20 protein-coding genes and 3 rRNA genes are annotated in these 25,877 nt (G+C 64.8%); 14 read left to right on the top strand and 9 right to left on the bottom strand.

The window, feature by feature from the left end; all coding sequences use genetic code 11:
- Positions 1-15 precede the first annotated feature (15 nt).
- From DYE23_RS20370 to DYE23_RS20355, 4 genes are read left to right on the top strand one after another with little or no spacing between them, the layout of a single operon-like run.
- Entirely contained in the window at positions 16-945 is a 930-nt protein-coding gene (locus DYE23_RS20370; RefSeq protein ID WP_011893200.1) for a F0F1 ATP synthase subunit gamma, read from the top strand.
- 41 nt (positions 946-986) lie between these two features.
- Positions 987-2,417: a F0F1 ATP synthase subunit beta gene (gene atpD / locus DYE23_RS20365; RefSeq protein ID WP_011893201.1), complete on the top strand. Its 1,431-nt coding sequence runs from the start codon at positions 987-989 to the stop codon at positions 2,415-2,417.
- 57 nt (positions 2,418-2,474) lie between these two features.
- Complete coding sequence (locus DYE23_RS20360; protein ID WP_011893202.1) at positions 2,475-2,840, top strand: F0F1 ATP synthase subunit epsilon; 366 nt, start codon at positions 2,475-2,477, stop codon at positions 2,838-2,840.
- A gap of 6 nt (positions 2,841-2,846) precedes the next feature.
- Positions 2,847-3,293, top strand: a complete 447-nt coding sequence (locus tag DYE23_RS20355) for a DUF2550 domain-containing protein (protein ID WP_013471183.1) — start codon at positions 2,847-2,849, stop codon at positions 3,291-3,293.
- Here the strand turns inward: DYE23_RS20355 and DYE23_RS20350 are convergent.
- Positions 3,287-3,862, bottom strand: coding sequence for a cob(I)yrinic acid a,c-diamide adenosyltransferase (locus DYE23_RS20350; RefSeq protein WP_011893204.1), 576 nt, complete (start codon positions 3,860-3,862; stop codon positions 3,287-3,289). The two genes, DYE23_RS20355 and DYE23_RS20350, sit on opposite strands and share 7 nt — an antisense overlap.
- Before the next feature lie 81 nt (positions 3,863-3,943).
- On the opposite strand from DYE23_RS20350, the gene murA reads away from it, so the two are divergent.
- The 4 genes from murA to rrf all read left to right on the top strand — a co-directional run bounded on the left by murA (position 3,944) and on the right by rrf (position 10,843).
- Positions 3,944-5,197: a UDP-N-acetylglucosamine 1-carboxyvinyltransferase gene (gene murA / locus DYE23_RS20345; RefSeq protein WP_099961753.1), complete on the top strand. Its 1,254-nt coding sequence runs from the start codon at positions 3,944-3,946 to the stop codon at positions 5,195-5,197.
- Positions 5,198-5,543: 346 nt separating this feature from the next.
- Positions 5,544-7,063: ribosomal RNA gene (locus tag DYE23_RS20340) — 16S ribosomal RNA — on the top strand.
- 428 nt (positions 7,064-7,491) lie between these two features.
- Positions 7,492-10,614 (top strand): 23S ribosomal RNA (locus tag DYE23_RS20335).
- Positions 10,615-10,730: 116 nt separating this feature from the next.
- Positions 10,731-10,843 (top strand): 5S ribosomal RNA (gene rrf / locus DYE23_RS20330).
- The 16S, 23S and 5S rRNA genes sit together here, the layout of an rRNA operon.
- Positions 10,844-10,904: 61 nt before the next feature.
- On the opposite strand, the gene DYE23_RS20325 is transcribed toward rrf, so the two are convergent.
- From DYE23_RS20325 to DYE23_RS20315, 3 genes are all read right to left on the bottom strand, one after another.
- The gene (locus tag DYE23_RS20325; protein WP_115328007.1) at positions 10,905-11,429 is read right to left on the bottom strand and encodes a methylated-DNA--[protein]-cysteine S-methyltransferase; all 525 of its coding nucleotides are present in this window, start codon (positions 11,427-11,429) and stop codon (positions 10,905-10,907) included.
- Positions 11,384-12,895 (bottom strand): DNA-3-methyladenine glycosylase 2 family protein, encoded by a 1,512-nt coding sequence (locus tag DYE23_RS20320; protein ID WP_115328006.1) that lies wholly within the window; start codon positions 12,893-12,895, stop codon positions 11,384-11,386. Before DYE23_RS20320 ends, DYE23_RS20325 begins: the two co-directional genes overlap by 46 nt.
- Before the next feature lie 67 nt (positions 12,896-12,962).
- Positions 12,963-13,562, bottom strand: a complete 600-nt coding sequence (locus DYE23_RS20315) for a TetR/AcrR family transcriptional regulator (protein WP_115328005.1) — start codon at positions 13,560-13,562, stop codon at positions 12,963-12,965.
- A gap of 176 nt (positions 13,563-13,738) precedes the next feature.
- On the opposite strand from DYE23_RS20315, the gene DYE23_RS20310 reads away from it, so the two are divergent.
- Genes DYE23_RS20310 through glsA form a run of 4 tightly spaced genes read left to right on the top strand, consistent with a single transcriptional unit; the run spans position 13,739 to position 17,496 of the window.
- Positions 13,739-15,109, top strand: a complete 1,371-nt coding sequence (locus tag DYE23_RS20310) for an aromatic ring-hydroxylating oxygenase subunit alpha (protein ID WP_115328004.1) — start codon at positions 13,739-13,741, stop codon at positions 15,107-15,109.
- On the top strand, positions 15,106-15,570 hold the full coding sequence (locus DYE23_RS20305) for a hypothetical protein (protein ID WP_013471186.1): 465 nt from the start codon (positions 15,106-15,108) through the stop codon (positions 15,568-15,570). Before DYE23_RS20310 ends, DYE23_RS20305 begins: the two co-directional genes overlap by 4 nt.
- Positions 15,567-16,169: a carboxymuconolactone decarboxylase family protein gene (locus tag DYE23_RS20300; protein WP_011893211.1), complete on the top strand. Its 603-nt coding sequence runs from the start codon at positions 15,567-15,569 to the stop codon at positions 16,167-16,169. Before DYE23_RS20305 ends, DYE23_RS20300 begins: the two co-directional genes overlap by 4 nt.
- 49 nt (positions 16,170-16,218) lie before the next feature.
- Positions 16,219-17,496 carry a glutaminase A gene (gene glsA, locus DYE23_RS20295; protein WP_011893212.1) on the top strand — a complete coding sequence of 426 codons (1,278 nt, stop codon included), beginning with the start codon at positions 16,219-16,221 and terminating at the stop codon, positions 17,494-17,496.
- A gap of 4 nt (positions 17,497-17,500) precedes the next feature.
- Here glsA and DYE23_RS20290 read toward each other — a convergent pair whose 3' ends face one another.
- From DYE23_RS20290 to DYE23_RS20270, 5 genes are all read right to left on the bottom strand, one after another.
- A complete protein-coding gene (locus DYE23_RS20290; RefSeq protein WP_011893213.1) occupies positions 17,501-18,433 on the bottom strand; it encodes a LysR family transcriptional regulator in 933 nt (310 codons plus the stop codon).
- 68 nt (positions 18,434-18,501) lie between these two features.
- Positions 18,502-20,841: a CaiB/BaiF CoA-transferase family protein gene (locus tag DYE23_RS20285; protein WP_115328003.1), complete on the bottom strand. Its 2,340-nt coding sequence runs from the start codon at positions 20,839-20,841 to the stop codon at positions 18,502-18,504.
- A gap of 4 nt (positions 20,842-20,845) precedes the next feature.
- Positions 20,846-22,048, bottom strand: a complete 1,203-nt coding sequence (locus DYE23_RS20280) for an acyl-CoA dehydrogenase family protein (protein WP_115328002.1) — start codon at positions 22,046-22,048, stop codon at positions 20,846-20,848.
- Between the two features lie 3 nt (positions 22,049-22,051).
- The gene (locus tag DYE23_RS20275; RefSeq protein WP_115328001.1) at positions 22,052-23,143 is read right to left on the bottom strand and encodes an acyl-CoA dehydrogenase family protein; all 1,092 of its coding nucleotides are present in this window, start codon (positions 23,141-23,143) and stop codon (positions 22,052-22,054) included.
- A gap of 107 nt (positions 23,144-23,250) precedes the next feature.
- Positions 23,251-24,861 (bottom strand): adenylate/guanylate cyclase domain-containing protein, encoded by a 1,611-nt coding sequence (locus DYE23_RS20270; protein WP_115328000.1) that lies wholly within the window; start codon positions 24,859-24,861, stop codon positions 23,251-23,253.
- A gap of 47 nt (positions 24,862-24,908) precedes the next feature.
- Here DYE23_RS20270 and nucS point away from each other — a divergent pair, with 47 nt between their 5' ends.
- A complete protein-coding gene (gene nucS / locus DYE23_RS20265; protein ID WP_115327999.1) occupies positions 24,909-25,580 on the top strand; it encodes an endonuclease NucS in 672 nt (223 codons plus the stop codon).
- Positions 25,580-25,873, top strand: coding sequence for an Rv1322 family protein (locus DYE23_RS20260; protein WP_115327998.1), 294 nt, complete (start codon positions 25,580-25,582; stop codon positions 25,871-25,873). Before nucS ends, DYE23_RS20260 begins: the two co-directional genes overlap by 1 nt.
- Positions 25,874-25,877 lie beyond the last annotated feature (4 nt).

Genomic DNA, 25,877 nt, shown 5'->3' with positions numbered 1-25,877 from the left:
GGTCTGGAGAGCTAGATGGCTGCAACACTGCGCGAGCTACGTGGGCGCATCCGTTCCGCCGGGTCGATCAAGAAGATCACCAAGGCCCAGGAACTGATCGCCACGTCGCGTATCGCGAAGGCGCAGGCCCGAGTCGAAGCGGCTCGGCCCTACAGCACCGAGATCACCAGCATGCTCACCGAGCTTGCCAGCGCCAGCGCGCTGGATCATCCGCTGCTCGTCGCGCGGGAAAACCCGCGACGCGCCGCGGTGCTGGTGGTGTCGTCGGACCGTGGACTCTGCGGCGCGTACAACGCCAACGTGCTCCGTCAGTCCGAGGAGCTGTTCGCGCTGCTGCGCGAAGAGGGCAAGGAACCGGTCGTGTACACGGTCGGGCGAAAGGCACAGGGCTACTTCAACTTCCGTCAGCGCGAGGTGACGGAGTCGTGGTCGGGATTCTCGGAGCGGCCTACGTACGAGAACGCCAAGGAGATCGCCGACACCCTGGTGGCGTCGTTCATGTCCGGTGCCGACGACGAAGGTGACGACGCGGGCGCCGACGGTGTCCTCGGCGTCGACGAACTGCACATCGTGTTCACGGAGTTCAGGTCGATGCTGTCGCAGTCGGCGGCGGCGCGGCGAATCGCTCCGATGGTCGTCGAGTACGTCGGCGACGAGCAGCCCGAAGACGGACCGCAGACGCTGTTCTCGTTCGAGCCGGATCCGGAGACGCTCTTCGACGCGTTGCTGCCGCGCTACGTGGCGACCCGCGTGTACGCCGCACTCCTGGAGGCCGCGGCCTCGGAGTCGGCCTCACGCCGGCGCGCCATGAAGTCGGCGACCGACAACGCAGACGATCTGATCAAGGCGCTCAAGCTGTCGGCCAACCGCGAACGTCAGGCGCAGATCACCCAGGAAATCAGCGAGATCGTCGGTGGCGCCAACGCGCTCGCCGACTCGCGCTAGCCGACCCCAACACAGAAGCCCCTTTAGGAAGCGAAGAGAAAATGACTTCAACCGAAGAGAAGACGACGTCGGGTCGCGTTGTTCGCATCACCGGCCCCGTGGTCGACGTGGAGTTCCCGCGCGGCTCCGTCCCCGAACTGTTCAACGCACTGCACGCCGACATCACCTACAAGGAACTGTCGAAGACGCTGACGCTCGAGGTTGCCCAGCACCTCGGCGACAACCTGGTGCGCACCATCTCGATGCAGCCGACCGACGGCCTGGTCCGTGGCGTCGAGGTGACCGACACCGGCAATTCGATCTCGGTGCCCGTCGGTGACGGCGTCAAGGGCCACGTGTTCAACGCCCTCGGCGACTGCCTCGACGAGCCCGGCTACGGCAAGGACTTCGAGCACTGGTCGATCCACCGCAAGCCGCCGCCCTTCTCGGAGCTCGAGCCCCGCACCGAGATGCTGGAGACCGGCCTCAAGGTCGTCGACCTGCTGACCCCGTACGTCCGTGGCGGCAAGATCGCCCTGTTCGGCGGCGCCGGCGTGGGCAAGACCGTGCTCATCCAGGAGATGATCAACCGCATCGCCCGCAACTTCGGTGGCACCTCGGTGTTCGCCGGCGTCGGCGAGCGCACCCGTGAGGGCAACGACCTCTGGGTCGAGCTCGAGGACGCCAACGTCCTCAAGGACACCGCGTTGGTGTTCGGTCAGATGGACGAGCCGCCGGGCACCCGTATGCGCGTCGCCCTGTCGGCGCTGACGATGGCGGAGTTCTTCCGCGACGAGCAGCAGCAGGACGTGCTTCTGTTCATCGACAACATCTTCCGTTTCACCCAGGCCGGCTCCGAGGTCTCGACCCTGCTCGGTCGTATGCCGTCGGCCGTGGGTTACCAGCCCACGCTGGCCGACGAGATGGGCGAGCTCCAGGAGCGCATCACCTCGACCCGCGGTCGCTCGATCACCTCGATGCAGGCCGTGTACGTGCCCGCCGACGACTACACCGACCCGGCGCCGGCGACCACGTTCGCGCACCTCGACGCCACCACCGAGCTTTCTCGTACGGTGTTCTCGAAGGGCATCTTCCCGGCAGTGGATCCGCTGGCATCGTCCTCGACGATCCTCGACCCGGCCGTGGTGGGCGACGAGCACTACCGCGTCGCTCAGGAAGTCATCCGAATCCTGCAGCGCTACAAGGATCTTCAGGACATCATCGCGATCCTCGGTATCGACGAGCTCGCCGAGGAGGACAAGCAGCTGGTGCAGCGTGCGCGTCGTCTGGAGCGCTTCCTGAGCCAGAACATGATGGCGGCCGAGCAGTTCACCGGCCAGCCCGGCTCGACGGTGCCGCTCAAGGAGACCATCGAGGCGTTCGACAAGCTCACCAAGGGCGAGTTCGACCACCTGCCCGAGCAGGCGTTCTTCCTCATCGGTGGACTCGACGACCTGGCGAAGAAGGCCGAGAGCCTCGGCGCCAAGCTGTGATCACTCTGACTGCGCGAAGGCTGCGCACGCGAGGAGCACAAAGGGAGGTGGTGTGACATGGCGGATTTGCACGTCGAGATCGTCGCCGTGGAGCGCGAGCTGTGGTCGGGTGACGCTACGTTCGTGTTCACCCGGACCACCGCCGGGGAGATCGGCATCCTGCCGCGGCACATCCCGCTGGTCGCTCAGCTCGTCGACGACGCCATGGTGCGCGTCGAGCGTGAAGGCGAGGACGATCTCCGGATCGCGGTCGACGGCGGATTTCTGTCGGTGACCGAGGAAGCCGTCCGCATCCTCGTGGAGAACGCGGAGTTCGAGTCGGAGATCAACGCCGACGCAGCCAAGCAGGATTCGGAGTCCGACGACGAGCGGACCGCAGCATGGGGTCGAGCGCGTCTGCGCGCTCTGGGCCAACTGGACTGACAGCGGATGAGCGCGTCCATGCTTTTCATGGTCGCGCTGGTCTGTGTGCTGCTGCTCGTCGTCGTCGCGCTGTTCTACCGGCTGTGGAAGCTCAGACAGGTCGGTGGCACCGCCGCGATCCTGCGGGACATGCCTGCTGTCGGTGGGCACGGCTGGCGTCACGGCGTCATGCGGTACCGCGGCGGGGAGGCCGGCTTCTACCGGCTTTCCAGTTTCCGGTGGTGGCCGGATCGAACGTTGAGCCGTCGGGGTGTGGAAGTGGTTTCCCGCCGTGCACCGCGGGGCGACGAATTCGACATCATGACCGAGGAGATCGTGGTCCTCGAGTTGCGTGACACCGGTCCCGACCGCGGTCGGGGCTACGAGATCGCTCTCGATCGCGGCGCGTTGACCGCGTTCACCTCGTGGATGGAGTCCCGGCCGTCGCCTCGTGCGCGCCGTCGCAGCTACTGAGTTTGTCCACCCGGCTGCCACAGCACGTCACCGTCCGGGTTGGCGACGCGAGACAGAATGAACAGCAGGTCAGAAAGCCTGTTCAGATACTTCGCGGGAAGAACGCTGATCGAGTCACCGTGGGCCTCGACTGCCAGCCACGCCGACCGTTCGGCGCGCCGAGCCACTGTCCGTGCGACGTGCAGCAGGGCGGAGAGCGTGGTGCCGCCGGGCAGGATGAAGGAGTTCAGCGCGGGCAGCGGCTCATTGAACTCGTCGCACCATTTCTCCAGCCGGTCGATGTACTCCTGCGTGATGCGCAGCGGCGGATACTCGGGGTTCGCGACCACCGGTGTCGACAGGTCGGCGCCGGCGTCGAACAGGTCGTTCTGCACCTGGCGCAGCACTTCCAGCAGATGTTCGTCCGGGTTTCCCAGCGCCACCGCGACACCGAGAGCGGCGTTGACTTCATCACAGTCGGCGTAGGCGGCGAGCCGGGTGTCGTTCTTGGAAACCCTGCTGAAATCGCTGAGCCCGGTCGTGCCGTCGTCGCCGGTCCGGGTATATATCCGCGTCAGGTGAACTGCCATGCTGAAACGGTACCGGGATGTGTCCGGACCCCCTGGCCCGGCAGCCTGACACGGTCTCGCGGTCTGCTTACACTAACCGGCGTGAGCGAGCGATTCGTGGTGACCGGCGGCTGTCGGTTATCGGGCGAAGTTGCCGTCGGGGGCGCCAAGAACAGCGTGTTGAAGCTGATGGCTGCCGCATTGCTCGCCGAGGGCACCAGCACGATCACCAATTGTCCGGACATTCTCGATGTGCCGTTGATGGCCGAGGTTCTGCGCGGTCTCGGGGCGACGGTCGAGCTTGAGGGCGACGTCGTGCGGATCACCTCGCCCGATGAACCGAAGTACGACGCGGATTTCGCCGCCGTTCGTCAGTTCCGGGCGTCGGTGTGTGTGCTCGGTCCGCTGGTCGGCAGATGTAAGAAGGCGCGCGTCGCGCTACCGGGCGGCGATGCCATCGGATCGCGGCCACTCGACATGCACCAGGCAGGTCTGCGTCAGCTGGGCGCCAGGTGCAACATCGAGCACGGCTGCGTGGTCGCCGAGGCCGACCATCTGCACGGCGCGGAGATCCAGCTGGAGTTTCCGTCGGTGGGTGCAACGGAGAACATCCTGATGGCCGCGGTGCTGGCGGACGGGGTGACGACCATCCACAACGCTGCGCGGGAACCCGACGTCGTGGACCTGTGCACGATGCTCAACCAGATGGGCGCGCAGGTGACCGGCGCCGGTTCGTCGACGTTGACCATCACCGGTGTCGACCGGCTCCATCCGACCGAACACCGCGTGATCGGTGACCGGATCGTCGCCGCGACGTGGGGTATTGCGGCCGCGATGACGCGCGGCGACATCTCGGTCACCGGTGTCGACCCGGCTCATCTGCAGTTGGTGTTGCACAAGTTGCACGACGCCGGTGCAACGGTCACGCAGTCGGATGACGGCTTTCGGGTGGTGCAGTACGAACGGCCCAAGGCGGTGAACGTCGCGACGTTGCCGTTCCCCGGTTTTCCGACTGACCTGCAACCCATGGCGATCGGACTGGCCGCCGTCGCGGACGGTACGTCGATGATCACCGAGAACGTCTTCGAAGCACGGTTCCGTTTCGTCGAAGAGATGATCCGGCTCGGCGCAGACGCGCGAACCGACGGCCACCACGCGGTGGTGCGGGGAATCCCGCAACTGTCGAGCGCGCCGGTCTGGTCGTCGGACATCCGCGCCGGCGCCGGCCTCGTGCTGGCCGGTTTGGTGGCCGATGGTGACACCGAGGTGCACGACGTCTTTCACATCGATCGCGGTTATCCGAAATTCGTGGAAAATCTTGCCGCACTGGGCGCGGAGATCGAGCGCGTCACGTAACGTCGATGGGTCCGAAAAGCCCTTCTACGCTGGCGATTTGGAACCTTGCGCGAAGACCGCGTAGTGTTACCGACATCAGCAGCGAGCCCCCGGGGGTCCGGAAGGAAATCCGGGGCAGCGGCTTGACCGCCCGCCAGGGCTGTTATAGACTGGCGGGGTTGCCTTAAAGCAGGCTCTGTTGTTTGAGAACTCAATAGTGTGTTTGGTGGTTTTTGTTTGTTGTTTTTTTGTTGTGTCCTCTTTTCCCGTTTGGGGGCATGGCTTTTTTGATGCCAGTCTTTGGTGTCTTGTTTGATGATCGGATTTCTCTGATTGTGAATTCACCTGTCTGTGGATGGGTTGTTTTTGTTTGGAGAGTTTGATTCTGGCTCAGGACGAACGCTGGCGGCGTGCTTAACACATGCAAGTCGAACGGAAAGGCCCTTCGGGGTACTCGAGTGGCGAACGGGTGAGTAACACGTGGGTGATCTGCCCTGCACTTTGGGATAAGCCTGGGAAACTGGGTCTAATACCGAATAGGACCGCATGCTTCATGGTGTGTGGTGGAAAGCTTTTGCGGTGTGGGATGGGCCCGCGGCCTATCAGCTTGTTGGTGAGGTAATGGCTTACCAAGGCGACGACGGGTAGCCGGCCTGAGAGGGTGACCGGCCACACTGGGACTGAGATACGGCCCAGACTCCTACGGGAGGCAGCAGTGGGGAATATTGCACAATGGGCGCAAGCCTGATGCAGCGACGCCGCGTGAGGGATGACGGCCTTCGGGTTGTAAACCTCTTTCGCCAGGGACGAAGCGCAAGTGACGGTACCTGGAGAAGAAGGACCGGCCAACTACGTGCCAGCAGCCGCGGTAATACGTAGGGTCCGAGCGTTGTCCGGAATTACTGGGCGTAAAGAGCTCGTAGGTGGTTTGTCGCGTTGTTCGTGAAAACTCACAGCTTAACTGTGGGCGTGCGGGCGATACGGGCAGACTTGAGTACTGCAGGGGAGACTGGAATTCCTGGTGTAGCGGTGGAATGCGCAGATATCAGGAGGAACACCGGTGGCGAAGGCGGGTCTCTGGGCAGTAACTGACGCTGAGGAGCGAAAGCGTGGGGAGCGAACAGGATTAGATACCCTGGTAGTCCACGCCGTAAACGGTGGGTACTAGGTGTGGGTTTCCTTCCTTGGGATCCGTGCCGTAGCTAACGCATTAAGTACCCCGCCTGGGGAGTACGGCCGCAAGGCTAAAACTCAAAGAAATTGACGGGGGCCCGCACAAGCGGCGGAGCATGTGGATTAATTCGATGCAACGCGAAGAACCTTACCTGGGTTTGACATGCACAGGACGCCGGCAGAGATGTCGGTTCCCTTGTGGCCTGTGTGCAGGTGGTGCATGGCTGTCGTCAGCTCGTGTCGTGAGATGTTGGGTTAAGTCCCGCAACGAGCGCAACCCTTGTCTCATGTTGCCAGCACGTTATGGTGGGGACTCGTGAGAGACTGCCGGGGTCAACTCGGAGGAAGGTGGGGATGACGTCAAGTCATCATGCCCCTTATGTCCAGGGCTTCACACATGCTACAATGGCCGGTACAAAGGGCTGCGATGCCGTGAGGTGGAGCGAATCCTTTCAAAGCCGGTCTCAGTTCGGATCGGGGTCTGCAACTCGACCCCGTGAAGTCGGAGTCGCTAGTAATCGCAGATCAGCAACGCTGCGGTGAATACGTTCCCGGGCCTTGTACACACCGCCCGTCACGTCATGAAAGTCGGTAACACCCGAAGCCGGTGGCCTAACCCCTTGTGGGAGGGAGCCGTCGAAGGTGGGATCGGCGATTGGGACGAAGTCGTAACAAGGTAGCCGTACCGGAAGGTGCGGCTGGATCACCTCCTTTCTAAGGAGCACCACGAGAATCAGGCCCGCCCACATCGTGTGGGGGTTCGGTGATCTGATCGATTCGTGAAGATGGCCTGGTCTCTGTAGTGGAGTCAGGTCTGGTGCAACAACAAACATTAAGTGCTGCAACGGGATTCCGGTTTTCCGGGGTTGTGGTGCGAAGTCATCAGACACACTATTGGGCTTTGAGACAACAGGCCTGTGCCCCTTTTTGTGGGGGTGGCTCCGCGTTGGCGGGGTCGGTGTGTTGTTGCCCTGCTTTGGTGGTGGGGTGTGGTGTTTGATTTGTGGATAGTGGTTGCGAGCATCGAAAGATGGTGCACAGGCTTTCGGGTGTGTGTGCTTCTTTTTATGTAATGCAAATTTTTCTGATACCCGCATGCTCCCGGAAGGGTGTGTGTGGGTGACTCATTTTTTGGTTTTGTGTTGTAAGTGTTTAAGGGCGCATGGTGGATGCCTTGGCACTGGGAGCCGATGAAGGACGTGGGAGGCTGCGATATGCCTCGGGGAGCTGCCAACCGAGCGTGGATCCGAGGATGTCCGAATGGGGAAACCCGGCACGAGTGATGTCGTGTCACCCAACGCTGAATATATAGGCGTTGGGGGGGAACGCGGGGAAGTGAAACATCTCAGTACCCGTAGGAAGAGAAAACAAAAGTGATTCCGTGAGTAGTGGCGAGCGAAAGCGGAGGATGGCTAAACCGTGTGCATGTGATACCCGGCGGGGGTTGTGTGTGCGGTGTTGTGGGGCGTTTCTTCTTCAGTCCGCCGGCTGGAGCGAAAGTGATCAACTGTGGTGTTAGGTGAAGTGGCTTGGGATGGCCTGCCGGAGAGGGTGAGAGCCCCGTAATTGAAAACATCACAGCTTTCGTGGAACTGTCCCCGAGTAGCAGCGGGCCCGTGGAATCTGCTGTGAATCTGCCGGGACCACCCGGTAAGCCTGAATACTTCCCAGTGACCGATAGCGGATTAGTACCGTGAGGGAATGGTGAAAAGTACCCCGGGAGGGGAGTGAAATAGTACCTGAAACCGTGCGCTTACAATCCGTCAGAGCCCTCCTTCGTGGTGGGGTGATGGCGTGCCTTTTGAAGAATGAGCCTGCGAGTCAGGGACATGTCGCGAGGTTAACCCGGGTGGGGTAGCCGTAGCGAAAGCGAGTCTGAATAGGGCGTATCCACACAACAGTGTGTGGTGTAGTGGTGTGTTCTGGACCCGAAGCGGAGTGATCTACCCATGGCCAGGGTGAAGCGCGGGTAAGACCGCGTGGAGGCCCGAACCCACTTAGGTTGAAGACTGAGGGGATGAGTTGTGGGTAGGGGTGAAAGGCCAATCAAACTCCGTGATAGCTGGTTCTCCCCGAAATGCATTTAGGTGCAGCGTCGCAGTGTTCGTGTCGGAGGTAGAGCTACTGGATGGCCGATGGGCCTCACAAGGTTACTGACGTCAGCCAAACTCCGAATGCCGACACGGTGTAATGCGGCAGTGAGACGGCGGGGGATAAGCTCCGTGCGTCGAGAGGGAAACAGCCCAGATCGCCGGCTAAGGCCCCTAAGCGTGTGCTAAGTGGAAAAGGATGTGCAGTCGCGAAGACAACCAGGAGGTTGGCTTAGAAGCAGCCACCCTTGAAAGAGTGCGTAATAGCTCACTGGTCAAGTGATTGTGCGCCGATAATGTAGCGGGGCTCAAGCACACCGCCGAAGCCGCGGCAGCATACTTTTGTGTGCTGGGTAGGGGAGCGTCCTGCATCCGGTGAAGCCGCAGAGTGATCTAGTGGTGGAGGGTGTGGGAGTGAGAATGCAGGCATGAGTAGCGATAAGGCAAGTGAGAACCTTGCCCGCCGGAAGACCAAGGGTTCCTGGGCCAGGCCAGTCCGCCCAGGGTGAGTCGGGACCTAAGGCGAGGCCGACAGGCGTAGTCGATGGACAACGGGTTGATATTCCCGTACCCGTGTATGAGCGTCCCTGATGAATCAGAGGTACTAAGCGCCCAAAACCACTGTTACCAATCACCTTCGGGTGTGCGGATTGGTGGGGCTGCGCGTGACCTTCTCTGGTAGTAGTCAAGCGATGGGGTGACGCAGGAAGGCAGCCGTACCGGTCAGTGGTAATACCGGGGTAAGCCTGTAGGGAGTTGGATAGGTAAATCCGTCCAACACATATCCTGAGAGGTGATGCATAGCCGATTGAGGCGAATTCGGTGATCCTATGCTGTCGAGAAAAGCCTCTAGCGAGCGCATACACGGCCCGTACCCCAAACCAACACAGGTGGTCAGGTAGAGAATACCGAGGCGTACGAGTGAACTATGGTTAAGGAACTCGGCAAAATGCCCCCGTAACTTCGGGAGAAGGGGGACCCACATACCGTCAACACCCTTGCGGTGGGCAGCGGGCGTGGGTGGCACAAACCAGTGAGAAGCGACTGTTTACTAAAAACACAGGTCCGTGCGAAGTCGCAAGACGATGTATACGGACTGACGCCTGCCCGGTGCTGGAAGGTTAAGAGGACCGGTTAACCCTTCGGGGTGAAGCTGAGAATTTAAGCCCCAGTAAACGGCGGTGGTAACTATAACCATCCTAAGGTAGCGAAATTCCTTGTCGGGTAAGTTCCGACCTGCACGAATGGCGTAACGACTTCTCAACTGTCTCAACCATAGACTCGGCGAAATTGCATTACGAGTAAAGATGCTCGTTACGCGCGGCAGGACGAAAAGACCCCGGGACCTTCACTACAACTTGGTATTGGTGCTCGATACGGTTTGTGTAGGATAGGTGGGAGACTAGGAAGCAGTCACGCCAGTGATTGTGGAGTCATTGTTGAAATACCACTCTGATCGTATTGGGCCTCTAACCTCGGACCGTCTATCCGGTCCAGGGACAGTGCCTGGTGGGTAGTTTAACTGGGGCGGTTGCCTCCTAAAATGTAACGGAGGCGCCCAAAGGTTCCCTCAACCTGGACGGCAATCAGGTGTTGAGTGTAAGTGCACAAGGGAGCTTGACTGCGAGACGGACATGTCAAGCAGGGACGAAAGTCGGGACTAGTGATCCGGCACCTCTGAGTGGAAGGGGTGTCGCTCAACGGATAAAAGGTACCCCGGGGATAACAGGCTGATCTTCCCCAAGAGTCCATATCGACGGGATGGTTTGGCACCTCGATGTCGGCTCGTCGCATCCTGGGGCTGGAGCAGGTCCCAAGGGTTGGGCTGTTCGCCCATTAAAGCGGCACGCGAGCTGGGTTTAGAACGTCGTGAGACAGTTCGGTCTCTATCCGCCGCGCGCGTCAGAAGCTTGAGGAAATCTGTCCCTAGTACGAGAGGACCGGGACGGACGAACCTCTGGTCTACCAGTTGTTCCACCAGGAGCATCGCTGGATAGCCACGTTCGGACAGGATAACCGCTGAAAGCATCTAAGCGGGAAACCCCCTCCAAGACCAGGCTTCTCACCCATTAAGTGGGATAAGGCCCCCCGCAGACCACGGGATCGATAGACCAGACCTAGAAGACCAGCAATGGTCGCAGGGAACTGGCACTAACCGGCCGAAAACTTACAACAACAACAAAACCTCGCAACCACACTCCACAGTCACACGACTGCACCCCACCACCAAAAACAGGGGCTATAAACTTCCCCACACAAAAGGGGATCACTCAAAAACGAGTGAATACAGTTACGGCGGTAATAGCGGCAGGGAAACGCCCGGTCCCATCCCGAACCCGGAAGCTAAGCCTACCAGCGCCGATGATACTACCCACACGGGTGGAAAAGTAGGACACCGCCGAACACACATTGACCTGTGCCCCCCAATTCTATTGGGGGGCACAGGCATTTGTGCTGTCGAATTGTCAGTCGAATAGCGTCGGAATGGCACCAGAATTGGTGCGTTCCATTCCGAGGAGCAGTTTCTTTCGCTCCAATCCGCCGCCATATCCGGTCAGACTCCCATTTGTGCCTATCACTCGATGGCACGGAATGATGATGCCGATCGGATTGCGCCCATTCGCCAAACCCACCGCCCGAAACGCCCCCGGTGCACCGATCTGTCTCGCAACCTCGCCGTACGAGCGCGTTTCGCCGTAAGGAATGGTGAGCAGCGCTTCCCAGACCCGCCGCTGAAACGGAGTGCCGACCAGCTCGAGATCCAGGGCGAAGTCCTTCCGTTCCCCGGCGAAGTACTCCTGCAACTGGGCGATGGCGGCGTCGAACGCGGTGTCGTCCCGCATCCAATGGGCGCGGTCTGGTTCATATGTCTGATCCACCATCCGGAGATGCTGCAACCGCCCGTGTGAGCCGGCCAGCGTCAGCGGTCCGACGGGACTGTCCATCACGCGGTACTGCACCGGGCACCTCCTGTCGTCTTCGGTGGCCATTCGTTGACGCTGTGGTCGAGTGCCGTCCACAGGTGCTGCGTCGCATAGGACCGCCACGGTCGCCAACGGACGCTGTGCTGGGCAAGTCCCCGCGGTGTCGCCGGCAGACCGATCTGCGTGGCCGCAGCGATCACTCCCAGATCGCCCCCGGGAAACGCGTCGGGGTCGCCCAGGCCCCGCATCGCGATCATCTCCGTCGTCCATGGGCCTATCCCGGGCAGGCCGAGAAGGTCCGCCCGGGCCGCATCCCGATCGCACCCTGTGTCGAGCGTGACGGAGCCGTCGGCGAGCGCGCCGACCAGAGCGATGAGGGTGCGCCTGCGTGCTCTCGGGAACGCCAGGTTCTCCGGGTCGATCTCGGAAAGGTCTGTGACGGCCGGGAACACATGCGTGAGGGTGCCGCCGGCCCGCTCGACCGGCTGACCGTATGCCTGCACCAGCCTCGCGGCGTGGGTGCGCGCCGCGGCCATCGACACCTGCTGCCCGAGCACCACCCGTACGGCGAGTTCGTGCTCATCCACGGTCCGTGGGATGCGTTGACCGGGAGCCTTGGCGACCAGAGCCGTGAGCGTCTCATCGGCGGAGAGCGCGCTGACGATCGCTTCCGGGTCGGCGTCGAGATCGAGCAGCCTCCGGCACCGCGCGATGGCCGTGGACAGATCACGGAAGTCGTCGAGGACAAGCCTGCATCCCACGTGGTCGGGGTGCGGCGTCAGGCTCACGATGCCCTTGCCGTGGGGCAGCCGCAGAGTTCTGCGGTAGGTCCCGTCGCTGACCTCCTCCACACCGGGTACCGCACTGGCGGCCAGGTGGCCGAACAACCCCTCGAAGGCGAACGGGGTCCGCACCGCCAGCCGGAGAGACAGCTCGCCGGTGCCGCCCTCGGCGTCAGCACCCCTGCGGGATCTGGCGCGTCGGCGAAGCATGGTGGGGGTCAGATCGGACACCGACCGCACGGTGTCGTTGAACTGGCGGATGCTGGAGAAGCCGGCCGCGAATGCGGCATCGGCGAAGCGCATCTCGGTGGTCTCGATCAGAATCCGTGCCATCTGCGCGCGCTGTGCCCGCGCGAGAGCCAGCGGGGTCGCACCGACCTCGGTCTGGGTGAGGCGCTCGAGCTGACGGACGGTGTAGCCCAGGCGTGCCGCGAGGCCGCCGACACCGTCCCGGTCGACGACACCGTCGGCGATCAGCCGCATCGCGCGGGCGACGACGTCGCCCCTGACGTTCCACTCCGGGGAACCCGGCGACGCGTCCGGTCGACATCGCTTGCATGCCCGGAACCCGGCCCGCTGAGCGGCCGCTGCTGTCGGGTAGAACCGCATGTTGCGCGCGTACGGGGGCCGGACCGGACAGCTGGGCCTGCAGTAGATGGCGGTGGTCAGCACCGCCGTGACGAACCAGCCGTCAAAGCGGGTGTCCTTCGATTGGACCGCCCGGTAGCAGCGGTCGAAGTCGGTGTACACACCTCGACGATGACACGCCGGCTCCGCCAGAACTAGCGGAAAAACGACATCGTCGTCTGCGCGGTGCCTAGTGCGGAGTCTGCACGCTGGACATCACCAGCTGGAGATAGGGGCGGTACAGGTCTTCCCCGTCGATGTGGCTGTCCAACGTGACGCCGTCGTTGGCGGCCAACACGATTCGGGCGAGCGTCTCGGCCTCGATGGTCAGAGTTCCGCCGATGCGCGCGACGTTCTTGCTGATGAACTCTCCGAGCGCCCGGATGGTTTCGCGGCGCTGGGCGGCCACACTTGCGCGTGCATCGGGATTGCGCAGCAGATAGAGGGTGAGCTCGTAGCCCAGCGCTGCCCGGTCGGCTCCACTGCTCAGCTGGCGCCACCGCTGCGCGAGCTCGTCGATGTCGACATCGCTGAGACGGTGGAAGGAGTCCATCACGTCCGCGAAGCCGTCGAGGAAGCGCTGGCGCTGGCGATCGACGACTGCCAGGAACAGTTTCTCCTTGGCTCCGAACTGGGAGTAGATGGCACCGCGGGTGAATCCTGCAGCGTCGGCGATCTCTTCGAGTGCGGCGCCCGTCAGGCCCTTGCGGGCGAAGACCTCTTCGGCGGCATCCAGCAGGATCTGCCGGGTGTGCTCGGTACGGCGTTCCTTGGTCCAGCGTTCAGCCACACGCCTATCCTCCCACCGCGGTCGGGGAACGTCCCCCGCCGCGACCGTCCGCCTCTGAATACATGCTTGTATCAGTGATACATGAGTGTATATCGTGAAGCCTGTCACATCCGGAGCCGTCGATCCGGAGTCGCGCAGTGGCGGGCGATCGCCGCCGACAGAGGAGGACTGCCTTGATGCCAGCAACACGCCCAGGGGAATGGGTCGACGCAGATTCGGGTCTCGGCCTGGGTCTCGACGACGTCGCGCCCGGGACGTTCAACATGACGATTCCGACGGACCGCTATACCTGCCCGGACTACGCGGCACGGGAGCGGGGGGCCATCTGGACACGCACCTGGCAGATCGCAGGCAGAGCCGAGGACATACCCAAGCCCGGCGACTGGAAGAGATACGAGATCCTCGACCAGTCGTTCATCATCGTCCGGGGCAAGGACGAACAGCTGCGCGGCTTCGTCAACGCGTGCCGGCACCGCGGAAACGCGCTGTGTGTCACCGACACCGGAAACGCCAAGCGCGGATTCCTCTGCCAGTACCACCTCTGGTCCTACGACCTGGAGGGCACGCTGAAGGGCTTGCTGCGCGAGAACCTGGCCGGCTCGATCGACAAAGCCGAGAACTCACTGCTGCCGGTATCTGTGGACACGTTCGCCGGGTTCATCTTCCTGAACCCCGATCCCCACGCCGCACCTCTGCGCGAGTACCTCGGCGAGGAGGTGGTCAGCCTGCTCGAGCCGTACAACATCGAGCAGTTCACCACGGTCATGGATGTCACCGAAGCCATCGAGTGCAACTGGAAAGTCGTGATGGATGCCTTCGAGGAGGGCTATCACATCAACGGGATCCACCCGCAGTTGCTGCAGGTGCTGCACATCAACCCGAAGACCGCGCGGTACCGGTTCTTCGAAAGCCACAGTGTCGCAATGGCTCCGTTCGAGGTCGTGGGTGCCGGAGTGCAGGATCAGGTCGCGGGCATCCTCGCGCTGCCCGAGACCTTCCCCGGCACCGTCGCGGTGATTCCGCGCTTCCAGGAACTGATTGCTCCGTACCAGGACGAGGACGGCACCGTGGACTTCCCGGACGGCCTGACCGCCCGTCTGCTGCTGCAGCAGGCCACCCGCGAAGTGCTGACGGGCATGGGCCTGGATGTCAGCGGTCTGACGGACAGCCAGATGGTCGACAACCAGGGCTGGGTGCTCTTCCCGAACTACTTCATGACCGTGCGTGCAGGCGAGTGTCACGTCATCATGTCCAGGCCGCACCCCAGCGGTGATCCGAACCGCTGCATCTGGCACGTGGCCAGCTACATGTACGTGCCGCAGGAGTTCCGCGACGCGGTGCGGGCCGAGTCGATCGTGGTGGACACGCCGGGTAGCCACAAGTATTTCGAAGCGCTGCAACAGGATTACGAGCAGATGCCGCGTCAGCAGAAGGGTCTGCGCAACGACCGCCTCGACCACATGTCGCTGGTCAAGGAGGAGGTCGTGATCGCGCACTACCACTCGGTGGTGGACCGCTACATGGCCGCGTCGGAGGTGAAGGCATGACCACGATCGACGATGTCATCGGCGAGAGCACGGGCCGTGCCAGGGCGGTTCTGGAATACAGCCGCACCATGCACGGGCTGGTGAAAAGTGCCAAGGAGCCGGGCTTTTCGGTAGACAGCTGGGCGCCTCTGGCCGAGCTCGTCGCCGGCGACGACTTCGTCCGCATCGGTCCGTTCAAGGAGGTGATGAACTGGGCCGAGTATGCCGAGTTCCTGACCAACTGGGCGCAGTCCTCGGACTGGGACTGCTCGTTCAAGCGGATCAGCGAGGCAGGCGACGTCGTCTTCCTCGAGCTCGAGGAACGAAGCCGGATCGGCGATTTCAGCAGCGTGGTCAACAGTGCCTCGGTCTACGAGTTCGATGCGGCCGGGAAGATCACCTACATCGCGGTGTATTTGCAGATGCAGCTGCCGGACTCCGCGCCGCTGCCCAGTTTCGACGGTGTCGAGCAGGCCGGGTGACAGCCGACGAACCGCTCCTGGCGCCACTGGCTGCCGAGGAATGGGGTGACGACGAATACGCCGCATTCGGCGCGTTGCTCGGGCTGCCGGGGGAGAAGGTTCCGCGGGCCGGTTCGGGGCATGACGCGGATCCGCTGAAGTTCGACATCATCGGACTCCTCGCGCGGCATCCGAAGATGGCACGCCGCTTCTTGACCTTCAACGGCTGGCTGTTGCAGCGCGGCGAATTGCCGTTGAGGCTGCGCGAACTCGCGATCCTGCGTGTCGCCGTCACCCGACGGTCCGAGTTCTTCTGGGGGGAGCACGCCAAGGTCGCTCTCGAAGGCGGTGTATCCGAGGACGACATCAATCGCCTCGCCGGGGACATCGAGGGGTTCTCCGGCGTCGACCGAGTGATCCTGGAGGTGACCGACGAACTGCTGCGCGACGGGCGTGCCGAGCCCGACAGCTGGCATCGCCTGGTCGACGAACTGGACACCCACCAGGCGATGGAGCTGGTCTTCGTCGTCGGCACCTACGCGATGCTGGCGATGGCGTTCGACACGTGGCGCCTGGCCCCGCCTGCGGGCAGCGCCCCGCTCCCTGAACCGCCGTCGTAGGGGGGCAAGACGTAGAGCGGTCTCCCTGTCGGCACCTACACTCCAGCCCATGGCCGAACTGGTGCAGCGGCGCCTGGACCGTATCCGGGCCGAACACGCAGAGGTCGCCGACGGCGAGCTGGCCGATTACATTCCCGAGCTCGCGGGCGTCGACCCGGACGGCTTCGGCCTGTCGCTGTCCACCTCCGACGGCTTCATCTACGAATCCGGGCAGGCGGCAACGGAATTCACCATCCAGTCGATCTCCAAGCCGCTCACCTACGCGCTGGCCCTCCACCTCATCGGACTCGATGCGGTCGACGCCAGGATCGGTGTCGAACCCTCCGGCGAGGCCTTCAACGAGATCAGCGTGGACCGCGTCACCAACAACCCGAAGAACCCGATGATCAACGCCGGGGCCATCACGGCGGTGTCGCTGATCCCGGCGGGCTCACCTGACGAGCGATTCGCTTTGATCCACGATTTCTATTCCGCATGCGTCGGACGCCGGCTCGAGCTCGACCACGACGTGTACACGTCGGAAAAGGCGTCAGGGGCCCGCAATCGGGCGATCGGGTACATGCTGCAGAGCTTCGGGGCCCTCGACGACGATCCCGACGAGGTGCTCGACGTCTACTACCGGCAGTGCTCGCTGCGGGTCACGTGCACCGACCTGGCCCGGATGGGGGCCACTCTGGCCCGCGGAGGTATGAACCCTGTGACGGGTCGTCGGGTCACCTCGGCGGCGGTGGTCCGGCGCACGTTGTCGGTGATGGTCACCTGCGGCATGTACGACGGCGCCGGTGACTGGGTCAGCGCTGTGGGCATGCCCGCCAAGAGCGGGGTCGGCGGCGGCATCGTCGCGGTCCTGCCGGGTCAGCTCGGGATCGGCGTGTACTCGCCTCGCCTCGACGACAAGGGCAACAGCGTCCGGGGTGTGCTGACCTGCCGCAGCCTCTCCGAGCAACTCGGGCTGCACTTCCTGACCGTGCGTCGCGATGCGCGGGCCACCCTACGGGCCGTCTACGAACCGCGTCCCGGTGTGCGGGTGTACGAAGCGCACGGTGACCTGCTCTTCAGTGGCGCCGAAGAGGTGCTGCGGGTCGCCGAACGCGAACGCGACCGCTATGACGTCACCATCCTGGACGTCTCCCGGGTCGACGACATCGACGACACGGCACGCGAGATGCTCTCGGCGCTGGGGGCCGCACTGCGGGCCGACGGCAAGGAGGGGCACCTCGTCGATCCCGACGGAGTGGTGGCGCGTGCCGGATCGCCGGAGATCCGGTTCCGGACAGTCGACGACGTGCTCGACGCCCTGGACCGGCGGCGGCGCCCGACCCCGTGACCGCTCAGGCGCCGCGGTGTACGGGTCCGAGACGGTCGGCGATCTGCTCGACCATCAGCTCGACCTCGGCGAGTCGCCCTTGCACGCGTTCGGGTACCCACGCCAACGCGATTTCGGCCGGGGCCCAGGTGCTTTCGTCCACGGGGATCAGCTTGAACTCCGGCGGGGAGAAGATCTTGCCGATGAACGATTCGGGGGCGTAACTGACCACCGCCACCAGATGTCGGTTGAACACCTGGGTGGCCATCTCGACCTCGCCGCCTCTCTGGTTGGTGGTGCGCACGATGTGGTGCACGCCTTTGCGATTGAGACGTCGGGTCAGCCCGGCGAGCACCACCGGGTTGGGGCGTGCGAAGTCGATGGCGACTTCGCGGTCGCGCAGCTCCTCGATGGACACCAGGTCCTTGGCCGCCAAGGGGTCGTCGAAGCGGACGGCGACCCCGCCCTGGTAACTGGCCACGACGCGGTGCCGGAGTCGTTTGTCGGTCGCGGGCAGATGGATGAGACCGAGCTCGGACTGCCCCGCGATCAGCTTGGCGGTCACCTCGGCGGCCGAGCCGGGCACGCTGAACTCGGTCGGTCCGGGTAGGCCTGCGAGCACCGCCTCGAGTTCGCCGAGCAGGTCGGACGGGGCATACGCGGTCGCGCTGACCCGCAGGGGGGCGAGCCCCCGCACCCCCTGTGTCGCCGCGGCCTTGAAGTCCTCGACCTGCCGCAGGATCTCGCGCGCCGGCCCCACCAGACGCTCACCGAGCGGGCTGAGCCGCACCTCGTGATAGCCGCGTTCGAAAAGCGGGCCGCCGAGCTCTTTTTCGAGCAGCTTGATCTGCTTGCTCAGCGGAGGAGGAGTGATCCGCAGCTTGTCGGCGGCGCGCTTGAAGTGCAGTTCGTCTGCGACAGCGACGAAGTACCTGAGCCTGGTGAAGTCGATGTCCATTCCTGTCGCATCCGCATGTGCTGCCCTCTGCCACCACGAATGCTACGAGATCGGTGCCGGGACCCCGGTCACATCGAGGCGGCCGCCTCCCGCGCGGGGTTCTCCAGCACGCCGCGTTCCAGCAGGGAAGCGATGTCGGCAGCGTCGAGACCGAGGAGCTCCGCGGCGATGTCGGCGGTCTGCTCGCCCAGCAGCGGCGCCTGTCCCAGCGGCGGGTCCGGCACATGGTCACAGTGGATCTGGACGTTCTCCATCATGAACGGCTCGCTCGCGTGCGGGTGCAGTTCCTCCCGGAATGTACGGCGCTGCTCGTAGTACCCCCAACCCGGCATCTCATGGGCGTGCAGAACCGCACCGGCGGGCACCCCGGCGGACTGCAGCTCGGTCATCGCGTCCATGTGCGACCGTTGAGCCGCCCAGACGCGGACCGCGTCGTCCAGCGCGGTCGGCTGCCCCGCGGAATGGCCCACCACACCGACCAGGGCGCTGCGGTCGGCGTCGTCGCGCACCGTGATCGCGACCCAGTGGTCGTCTCCCTCGGTGCGATACAGACCCCACGGTGCGTCCGGGGTGGTTGCGGTGCTCGTGTGGCCGCCACGCTGCAGAGCATCCGCGGCGATGTCGGCGGCGAGGTGGCTGAGCATGACCTCCGCCTGGGAGATGCTCGCCGATCCGCCTGAGCCGGTGCGCTCGCGGCGCAGCAGCAGGGCCAGCGCGGACAGCGTCCCGATCCGCGCCGCAACGTGATCGGGGTAGACGGTGACGGTGTCGCAGAACGTGTCCGGCTCGCCCGGGTAGGTCCACAGGTTGGTGAAGCCCACCGCGGCGCGCACCAGGGGGCCGTAGCCGAGCCGCTTGGCCCAGGGGCCCGTCGGGCCGAACGCGGAGCTGTCGACCACGACGATGTCCGGGTTGATCCGGTGCAACGTCGCGTAGTCCATCCCGAGCGCCTCGGCGACGCCGGGCTTGTAGTTGGTCAGGACGACGTCGGACTGCGCGACCAGACGGTGCGCGAGTTCCCGGCCCTCTTCGACACGCAGGTCGATCCCGATCGAGCGCTTGTTGCGGTGGCCGGCGGCGAACGGCTGCGTCATCGCCGTGGGCCGCCCGATCCGCAGCCCGTCCATGTGCGCGGAGTGCTCGATCTTGACCACATCGGCGCCGAGGTCACCGAAAAGCCTTGCGGTGTCGGCTCCGACGACGATCACCCCGAGGTCCAGGACACGGATGCCCTCCAACGGCAGCCCCTGGCCCCGGCGGGGTCGGCTCGCGAGAAGCGGCGCGTCCGCCGGACGTGGTGACCGCGTCGTCGGCGAGTTCTGCGCGCTGGCCCGGTGACCGTCGATCTCGCTGACCCCCGCGGGAATCGGCGCCACCACACCGGGCGCCAGTTCGGCGTCGTGGAAGAATCCGCGCGTGGTGAAGTGTTCGGCGTTGAGTGCTTCGGAGAGCGTGAGCACGGCCGCCGCGGGCACCCCGTGTGCCTGGCACCGGGCCTCTAGGTCGGCCCGCGTCTTGTCGGCGCAGAAGCGCTCGATGGCCTCGAGGAGATGTGGCGAGTGGAACCGCTTGCCGAGTTTGTCGTAGGACGGATCGGCGAACTCCTCGGGACTTCCCATCAACGCGAACATCCCGTGCCACTGACGCTTGGACAGGATGCAGATGCGCACATGCCCGTCCTTGCAGGCGATGATCGGGTAGCGCTGCTTCTCGGCGTTCCAGTCGCGCTGCTGGGCGCTGACCGCCACACCGGCCGACGCGCTGCCCGCCGATCCGAACGGCGGATCGAGGGCCTGCATCGCGCCGTCGAGGACGGAGAAGTCGATCAGGTCGCCCTCGCCGGTGCGCAACCGGTCCAGGAACACACTCAGCGTCATCACGGCGGCCTGCGCGGCGGCGACCTGGTACGGCAGATCTGCGGGCGGAACGAGGGGTTCGCGACCGGGGATGCCCGACCGCGACAGCTCACTCGAAAGTGCGTGCAGCACAGGGCCGGTCGCCTGCCACGTGCGGAACTCCGAATCCCGGCCGAAGTCGCTGATCGACAGGATCACCAGGTCGGGGTGCTCGGCGCGCAGCGTGCGAACCGCCAGCACCGCCTCGGCCTGCGAACCGGGCCGGGTGCTCTCGATGAGGATGTCGGCGTCCGCGAGCATCTCGGTGAACCGCGCCCGGCCCTCCGGATTCGACGGATCGACCTCGACCTCGGGCATGCCGTGACGATTGATCGCGGTACCGATCGCTACGTCGTCGACGTACGGGCCCACCGTCGCGTCGTCGGTGATGCCCTGCAACCGCACTACGGTGACCTCGGCGCCCAGGTCGGCGAACAGGCGCCCGACCGCGGTCATCGGACCGGTGGAGGCGTCGAGGATCTGTACGCCCGCCAGCGGGGGATCGTAGCTCATCTGCTCAGTTCTTCCGGATGTCGCGGAACGGGATCTCACGGTCGACCTCGGGCTCCTTGGGCAGGCCCAGCACGCGCTCGCCGATGATGTTGCGCTGAATCTGGTCGGTGCCGCCGCCGATCGAGGTGAAGAACGCGTTGAGCGTCAGGAAGTTCACCTCGTCGGCCTCGGCGTTTTCAGGTCCGGCCAGCAGCGCGTCGGCGCCGATGATGTCGGTCTTGAGCCGGGCCTCGGCGTGCAGGATGCCCGATGTCGCCAGCTTGCCCAGCGACATGACCGGGCTGGCGGTGCCCTGCTTGGCCTCGGCCTTGGCGCGGGCGTTGTTGAGGTTGTTCAGTTCTCGCAGCGCCAGCACATCGGCCAGTGCCTTGCGAATCGCGGAGTCGTCCAGCTTGCCGTGCGCGCGGGCCATCTCGACCAGGCTGTTCCCGCGGGACTGCTTGCGGTGCAGGCTGGTTCCGGAACCCATGATGGAGCGCTCGACGGCCAGCGCGGTCTGCAGCACCCGCCAGCCGTTGCCGACACCGCCGACGACGTAGGCGTCGGGCACCGTGGCATCGGTGATGAACACCTCGTTGAAATGCGCGTCGCCGGTGATCTGCACCAGCGGCCGGATCTCGATGCCCGGCTGCTTCATCGGCACGATGAAGAACGTGATGCCCTTGTGCTTGGGCACATCCCAGTCGGTGCGCGCGATCAGCAGCGCGTACTGGGAGGTCTGGGCGCCGGAGGTCCACACCTTCTGGCCGTTGATGATCCACTGGTCGCCGTCGCGCACCGCGGTGGTGCGCACGCCGGCGAGATCCGAGCCCGCGCCCGGCTCGCTGTAGAGCAGGCAGGTGCGGGACTTCTCGGTCAGGAATTCGTGCAGCAGGTCGGCTTTGAGCTGCTCGGTGCCGAACGTCAGCGAGGTGTTGGCCGGGATGCTGAACCTGTCCTGGCAGGCACCGGGGGCGCCCACCGCGCGGAACTCCTCGGCGATCACCTTGGCCAGCTTGTTCGGGTAGGCCCGGCCGTACCACTCGGTCGGGTAGGTCGGCGCGCCGTAGCCGGCCGCGACGACCTTCTCCAGCCAGCCGATCCGCTCAGGAGAGCTGACCCAGGGGTCATCGGACTTGGGCAGCGTGACGCCCGTCCAGTTCTCGGCCAGCCACTCGCGGACCTCGGTGCGCAGGTCCTCGGCGCTGGGCAGATTGTTGTCGCTCATGACTCAGGCGCCTTTCGAGATCAGGTAGCGCTCGCGGTGCAGTCCCGAGTCGCCGAACAGTTGCAGGCCGGAGCGGGCCCGGCAGACGTACAGGTGGCAGGGGTGTTCCCAGGTGAAGCCGATGCCGCCGTGCATCTGGACGGCAGCCATGGCGGTCTTGACATAGGCCTCGGCGCACGCGAAACCGGCCAGCGCCACGGCCCCGTCGCGGGCCTCGGGGTCGTGGAACACGGCGGCGGCGTGCTGCGCGGCCGACGTCGCCGATTCGACCTCCAGGAGCAGGTCGGCGGCCATGTGCTTGAGCGCCTGGAAGCTGCCGATCGCCCGGCCGAACTGGAACCGTGTCTTGAGGTAGGCGATGGTGATGTCGAAGATCCGCTTGGTGCCGCCGACCTGCTCCCCGGCTGAGGCGACCACCGCGTAGTCCAGCGCTTCTTGGACGGCCTCCCACCCCGCGGTGCCGAGGCGGCGGGCGGGGGTGCCCGCGAAGGTATAGGTCGACAGGCGCACGGTCGGATCGAAGACCGTCGCCGCGGTGCGCTCGAAACCCGTTGCGTCCGTGGCCACCTCGAACACGCCGACCCCGTCGTCGGTGCGGGCGACGACCAGCACGACATCGGCCACCTGGCCCCAGGTGACGAAGTGCGCGACGCCGTCGAGGGTGCCGTCCGCGCCGGCCCGGACGTCGACGCCGTCCTCGGACCAGGTGCCGGCCCGGCCGGTCAGCGCCACGGTGCCGATGGCCGTGCCGTCGGCGAGCCCGGGCAGCAGGCGCAGCTTGTCCTCCTCAGAGCCCGCCGCGTTGATCAGCGCGACGGTCAGCACAGCGCTGGAGAGGAACGGCGCGGGCAGCAGCGCGGCACCGGTCTCCTCGGCGACCGCTTCGAGCTCCTGGGCGCCGAATCCGAGTCCGCCGTGCTCGCCGTCGACGAGCATGCCCAGCACACCCTGGTCAGCCAGCCGCCGCCACAGGTCGCGGTCGAAACCCTCGTCGGATTCCCTCACCCGCCGCACGTCGTCCTCGGTGCACTTGTCGGCGAGCAATTCGCCGACCGCGGTGCGCAGCTCCGCGCGCTCGGCCACACTGATCGTCATCGTCAACCGCCTCTCCTGGCTTGCCGTCCCCCATGGTTGGCGATCCGGGATCGCCTGTAAATCACGAATCGGCACACCGGTGGGTTTCCGGTTGCGACATGCCTGCTTCAGTCGCGGTCGACGGGGGTGGCCAGCCTGGTCGGTTCGGTGTGGCCGCGCAGGGTCACCGTCTCGCCCAGTTCCCAATGCCGCCTTTCGCTTTCGGTGGCGTTGTCCACCGCGTCCGCCGATGCGACCAGGTGCCCGTCGATCTTCTTCGACAGCTCGCACAGGCGTGCGGCTTCGTTGACGGGTTCTCCGATGACGGTGTACTCGAACCGCTCCTTGGCGCCGACGTTTCCGGCGACGACCTGTCCGGCGGCCACCCCGATACCCGCCGTGCACTCGGGAACCTCAGCAGCCAGCCGGCGGCTCATGACGCGTGCCGCGGCCAGCGCCTCGGCTTCGGCGTTGTCCAGCGAGACCGGTGCGCCGAACACCGCCAGCACCGCGTCGCCCTCGAACTTGTTCACCAGGCCGTGGTGATTGTCGACCTCGTCGACCACGACGTCGAAGAAGCGGTTGAGCAGTTCGACGACCTCGACGGCGGGTCTGCTCGTCACCAGCTTCGTGGACCCGATGATGTCGACGAAGATGACCGCCGCGTGGCGTTCCTCGCCGCCGAGTTCGACCTGCTGCTGCTCGGCAGCGAGGGCGACCTCGCGTCCGACGTGGCGCCCGAACAGATCGCGCACGCGTTCGCGTTCGCGCAGGCCGTTGACCATCGAGTTGAAACCGCGTTGCAGCTCGCCCAGCTCGGTGCCGTCGAACACCACCAGGTTGCAGTCGAGCTCGCCGTCCTCGACCTGCTTGAGTGCCGTCCGGACCACCCGCACCGGCGTCGCGATGAGCCAGGACAGCAGCCACATCAGGGTCAATCCGAACACCAGCGCGAACGCGGCGATGATCATGACGGCGACCGCGAACTGGGTCGAGGTGAGGTTCTTCAGCGACAGCGAGAAGACGGCCAGCAACAGGATGCCGAGCACCGGAACGCCGGAGCTGAGCAGCCAGACCGTCATGGTCCGTCCCATGACGCCGTGGGCCAGTCGACGCGGGGGCCGCCCGGCCTCCAGTGCCTGGGCCGCGATGGGCCGCAGCGCGAACTCCGTGATCATGTAGCACGCGGTGGCGACGACGATGCCCGGGAAACCCACCGCGAAGAGAAACCGCGGGATGAACGCGGAGTCCTGCAGCCCGTAGAGCACGGTCAGCAGCACGGTGCCGACTCCCCACAGCAGCAACAGCTTCTGCGCCACTCGGGCCGGGGCGAGGAACACGTTGCGCTGGTCGGTGCTCGTCGGCTGACGTTCCTCGACGGCCCACCGCAGGGAGCCGACGGTCCGTGACGTGATCCAGGCGGTACCGAAGAACAGCGCCACCAGCATGTAGGCGGGGGTGACACCGAACGTCAGCCACGCCGGGGCGTCGGAGAAGACGCTGGGCACGGGGATCGCGATGGTGTTGAGCAGCAGCGAGACCGCGATGCCCAGGACATTGGTGAACAGGATGAAGAAGGTCAGGATGATCTGGATGCGGATGCGACGCCGGCTCTGGGACTCGGCGGATCGGCCCAGCAGCCAGGAGCCGTAGTCGGTGGTGTCGAGGCGTCCGCTCTGTCGTGTCACCCTTTCCAGCACCCGGCCCAACCGATACGGCACGCTCTTGGTCGCGTTCATTGTGGCGTCAGCCTAGTGACCCGACGCGCTGCATCTATGGTGGTTCGGTGCGCCTCGTCATCGCCCAGTGCACCGTCGACTACGTCGGAAGACTCACCGCTCACCTCCCTTCGGCCCGGCGGCTGCTGCTGTTCAAGGCCGACGGATCGGTGAGCGTGCACGCCGACGACCGTGCCTACAAGCCGCTGAACTGGATGAGTCCACCCTGCCGACTGGCCGAACAGACAGACGGTGAGACCGCCGTCTGGGTGGTCGAGAACAAGGCGGGGGAGCAGCTGCGCATCACCGTGGAGGCGATCGAACACGACTCCAGCCACGAGCTGGGGGTGGATCCCGGTCTGGTCAAGGACGGTGTCGAAGCGCACCTGCAGGCGCTGCTGGCCGAGCACGTGGAACTGCTCGGTGCCGGCTACACGCTGGTGCGCCGTGAGTACATGACCCCGATCGGGCCGGTCGACCTGCTGTGCCGGGACGAGCAGGGACGATCGGTGGCGGTGGAGATCAAGCGGCGCGGTGAGATCGACGGAGTCGAGCAGCTGACGCGGTATCTCGAGCTGCTCAATCGGGATTCGCTGCTGGCGCCGGTGGCAGGCGTGTTCGCTGCCCAGCAGATCAAACCGCAGGCTCGGACGCTCGCGACTGATCGCGGAATCCGTTGCCTGACACTGGATTACGACAAGATGCGAGGCATGGACAGCGACGAGTTCCGTTTGTTCTGATGGGTAGGCGGCGCCCTGCGCGCAGGAGGAACCCCGGCCCGGCCCCGCTGCCGGCGCCCCGGCGTGTCGAGGTGGGGCCCGACGGCTATGACTACGAGGTGCGTCCCGTCGCGGCGGCACGCGCGGTCAAGCTCTACCGGTGCCCGGGATGCGACCACGAGATCCGGCCCAACATCGCCCATCTCGTGGTGTGGCCGGCGCAGAGTTCGGGCGACAGCGAGGACCGCCGGCACTGGCATACGCCGTGTTGGACACACCGGGCGACCCGAGGGCCTACCCGGCGATGGTCGTAGACAG

The sequence above is a fragment of the Mycolicibacterium gilvum genome (assembly GCF_900454025.1).
In the GTDB taxonomy this organism is placed as follows: Bacteria; Actinomycetota; Actinomycetes; order Mycobacteriales; family Mycobacteriaceae; genus Mycobacterium; species Mycobacterium gilvum.
This window is presented reverse-complemented; position numbering and strand designations above follow the sequence as displayed.

Bases quoted from the DNA above. Each gene is read 5' to 3' on its own strand.
- DYE23_RS20370 (WP_011893200.1), top strand. From the start codon at position 16: ATGGCTGCAACACTGCGCGAGCTACGTGGGCGCATCCGTTCCGCCGGG.
- atpD (WP_011893201.1), top strand. From the start codon at position 987: ATGACTTCAACCGAAGAGAAGACGACGTCGGGTCGCGTTGTTCGCATC.
- DYE23_RS20360 (WP_011893202.1), top strand. From the start codon at position 2,475: ATGGCGGATTTGCACGTCGAGATCGTCGCCGTGGAGCGCGAGCTGTGG.
- DYE23_RS20355 (WP_013471183.1), top strand. From the start codon at position 2,847: ATGAGCGCGTCCATGCTTTTCATGGTCGCGCTGGTCTGTGTGCTGCTG.
- DYE23_RS20350 (WP_011893204.1), bottom strand. From the start codon at position 3,862: ATGGCAGTTCACCTGACGCGGATATATACCCGGACCGGCGACGACGGC.
- DYE23_RS20325 (WP_115328007.1), bottom strand. From the start codon at position 11,429: ATGGCCACCGAAGACGACAGGAGGTGCCCGGTGCAGTACCGCGTGATG.
- DYE23_RS20310 (WP_115328004.1), top strand. From the start codon at position 13,739: ATGCCAGCAACACGCCCAGGGGAATGGGTCGACGCAGATTCGGGTCTC.
- DYE23_RS20305 (WP_013471186.1), top strand. From the start codon at position 15,106: ATGACCACGATCGACGATGTCATCGGCGAGAGCACGGGCCGTGCCAGG.
- glsA (WP_011893212.1), top strand. From the start codon at position 16,219: ATGGCCGAACTGGTGCAGCGGCGCCTGGACCGTATCCGGGCCGAACAC.
- DYE23_RS20290 (WP_011893213.1), bottom strand. From the start codon at position 18,433: ATGGACATCGACTTCACCAGGCTCAGGTACTTCGTCGCTGTCGCAGAC.
- DYE23_RS20285 (WP_115328003.1), bottom strand. From the start codon at position 20,841: ATGAGCTACGATCCCCCGCTGGCGGGCGTACAGATCCTCGACGCCTCC.
- DYE23_RS20280 (WP_115328002.1), bottom strand. From the start codon at position 22,048: ATGAGCGACAACAATCTGCCCAGCGCCGAGGACCTGCGCACCGAGGTC.
- DYE23_RS20275 (WP_115328001.1), bottom strand. From the start codon at position 23,143: ATGACGATCAGTGTGGCCGAGCGCGCGGAGCTGCGCACCGCGGTCGGC.
- DYE23_RS20270 (WP_115328000.1), bottom strand. From the start codon at position 24,861: ATGAACGCGACCAAGAGCGTGCCGTATCGGTTGGGCCGGGTGCTGGAA.
- DYE23_RS20260 (WP_115327998.1), top strand. From the start codon at position 25,580: ATGGGTAGGCGGCGCCCTGCGCGCAGGAGGAACCCCGGCCCGGCCCCG.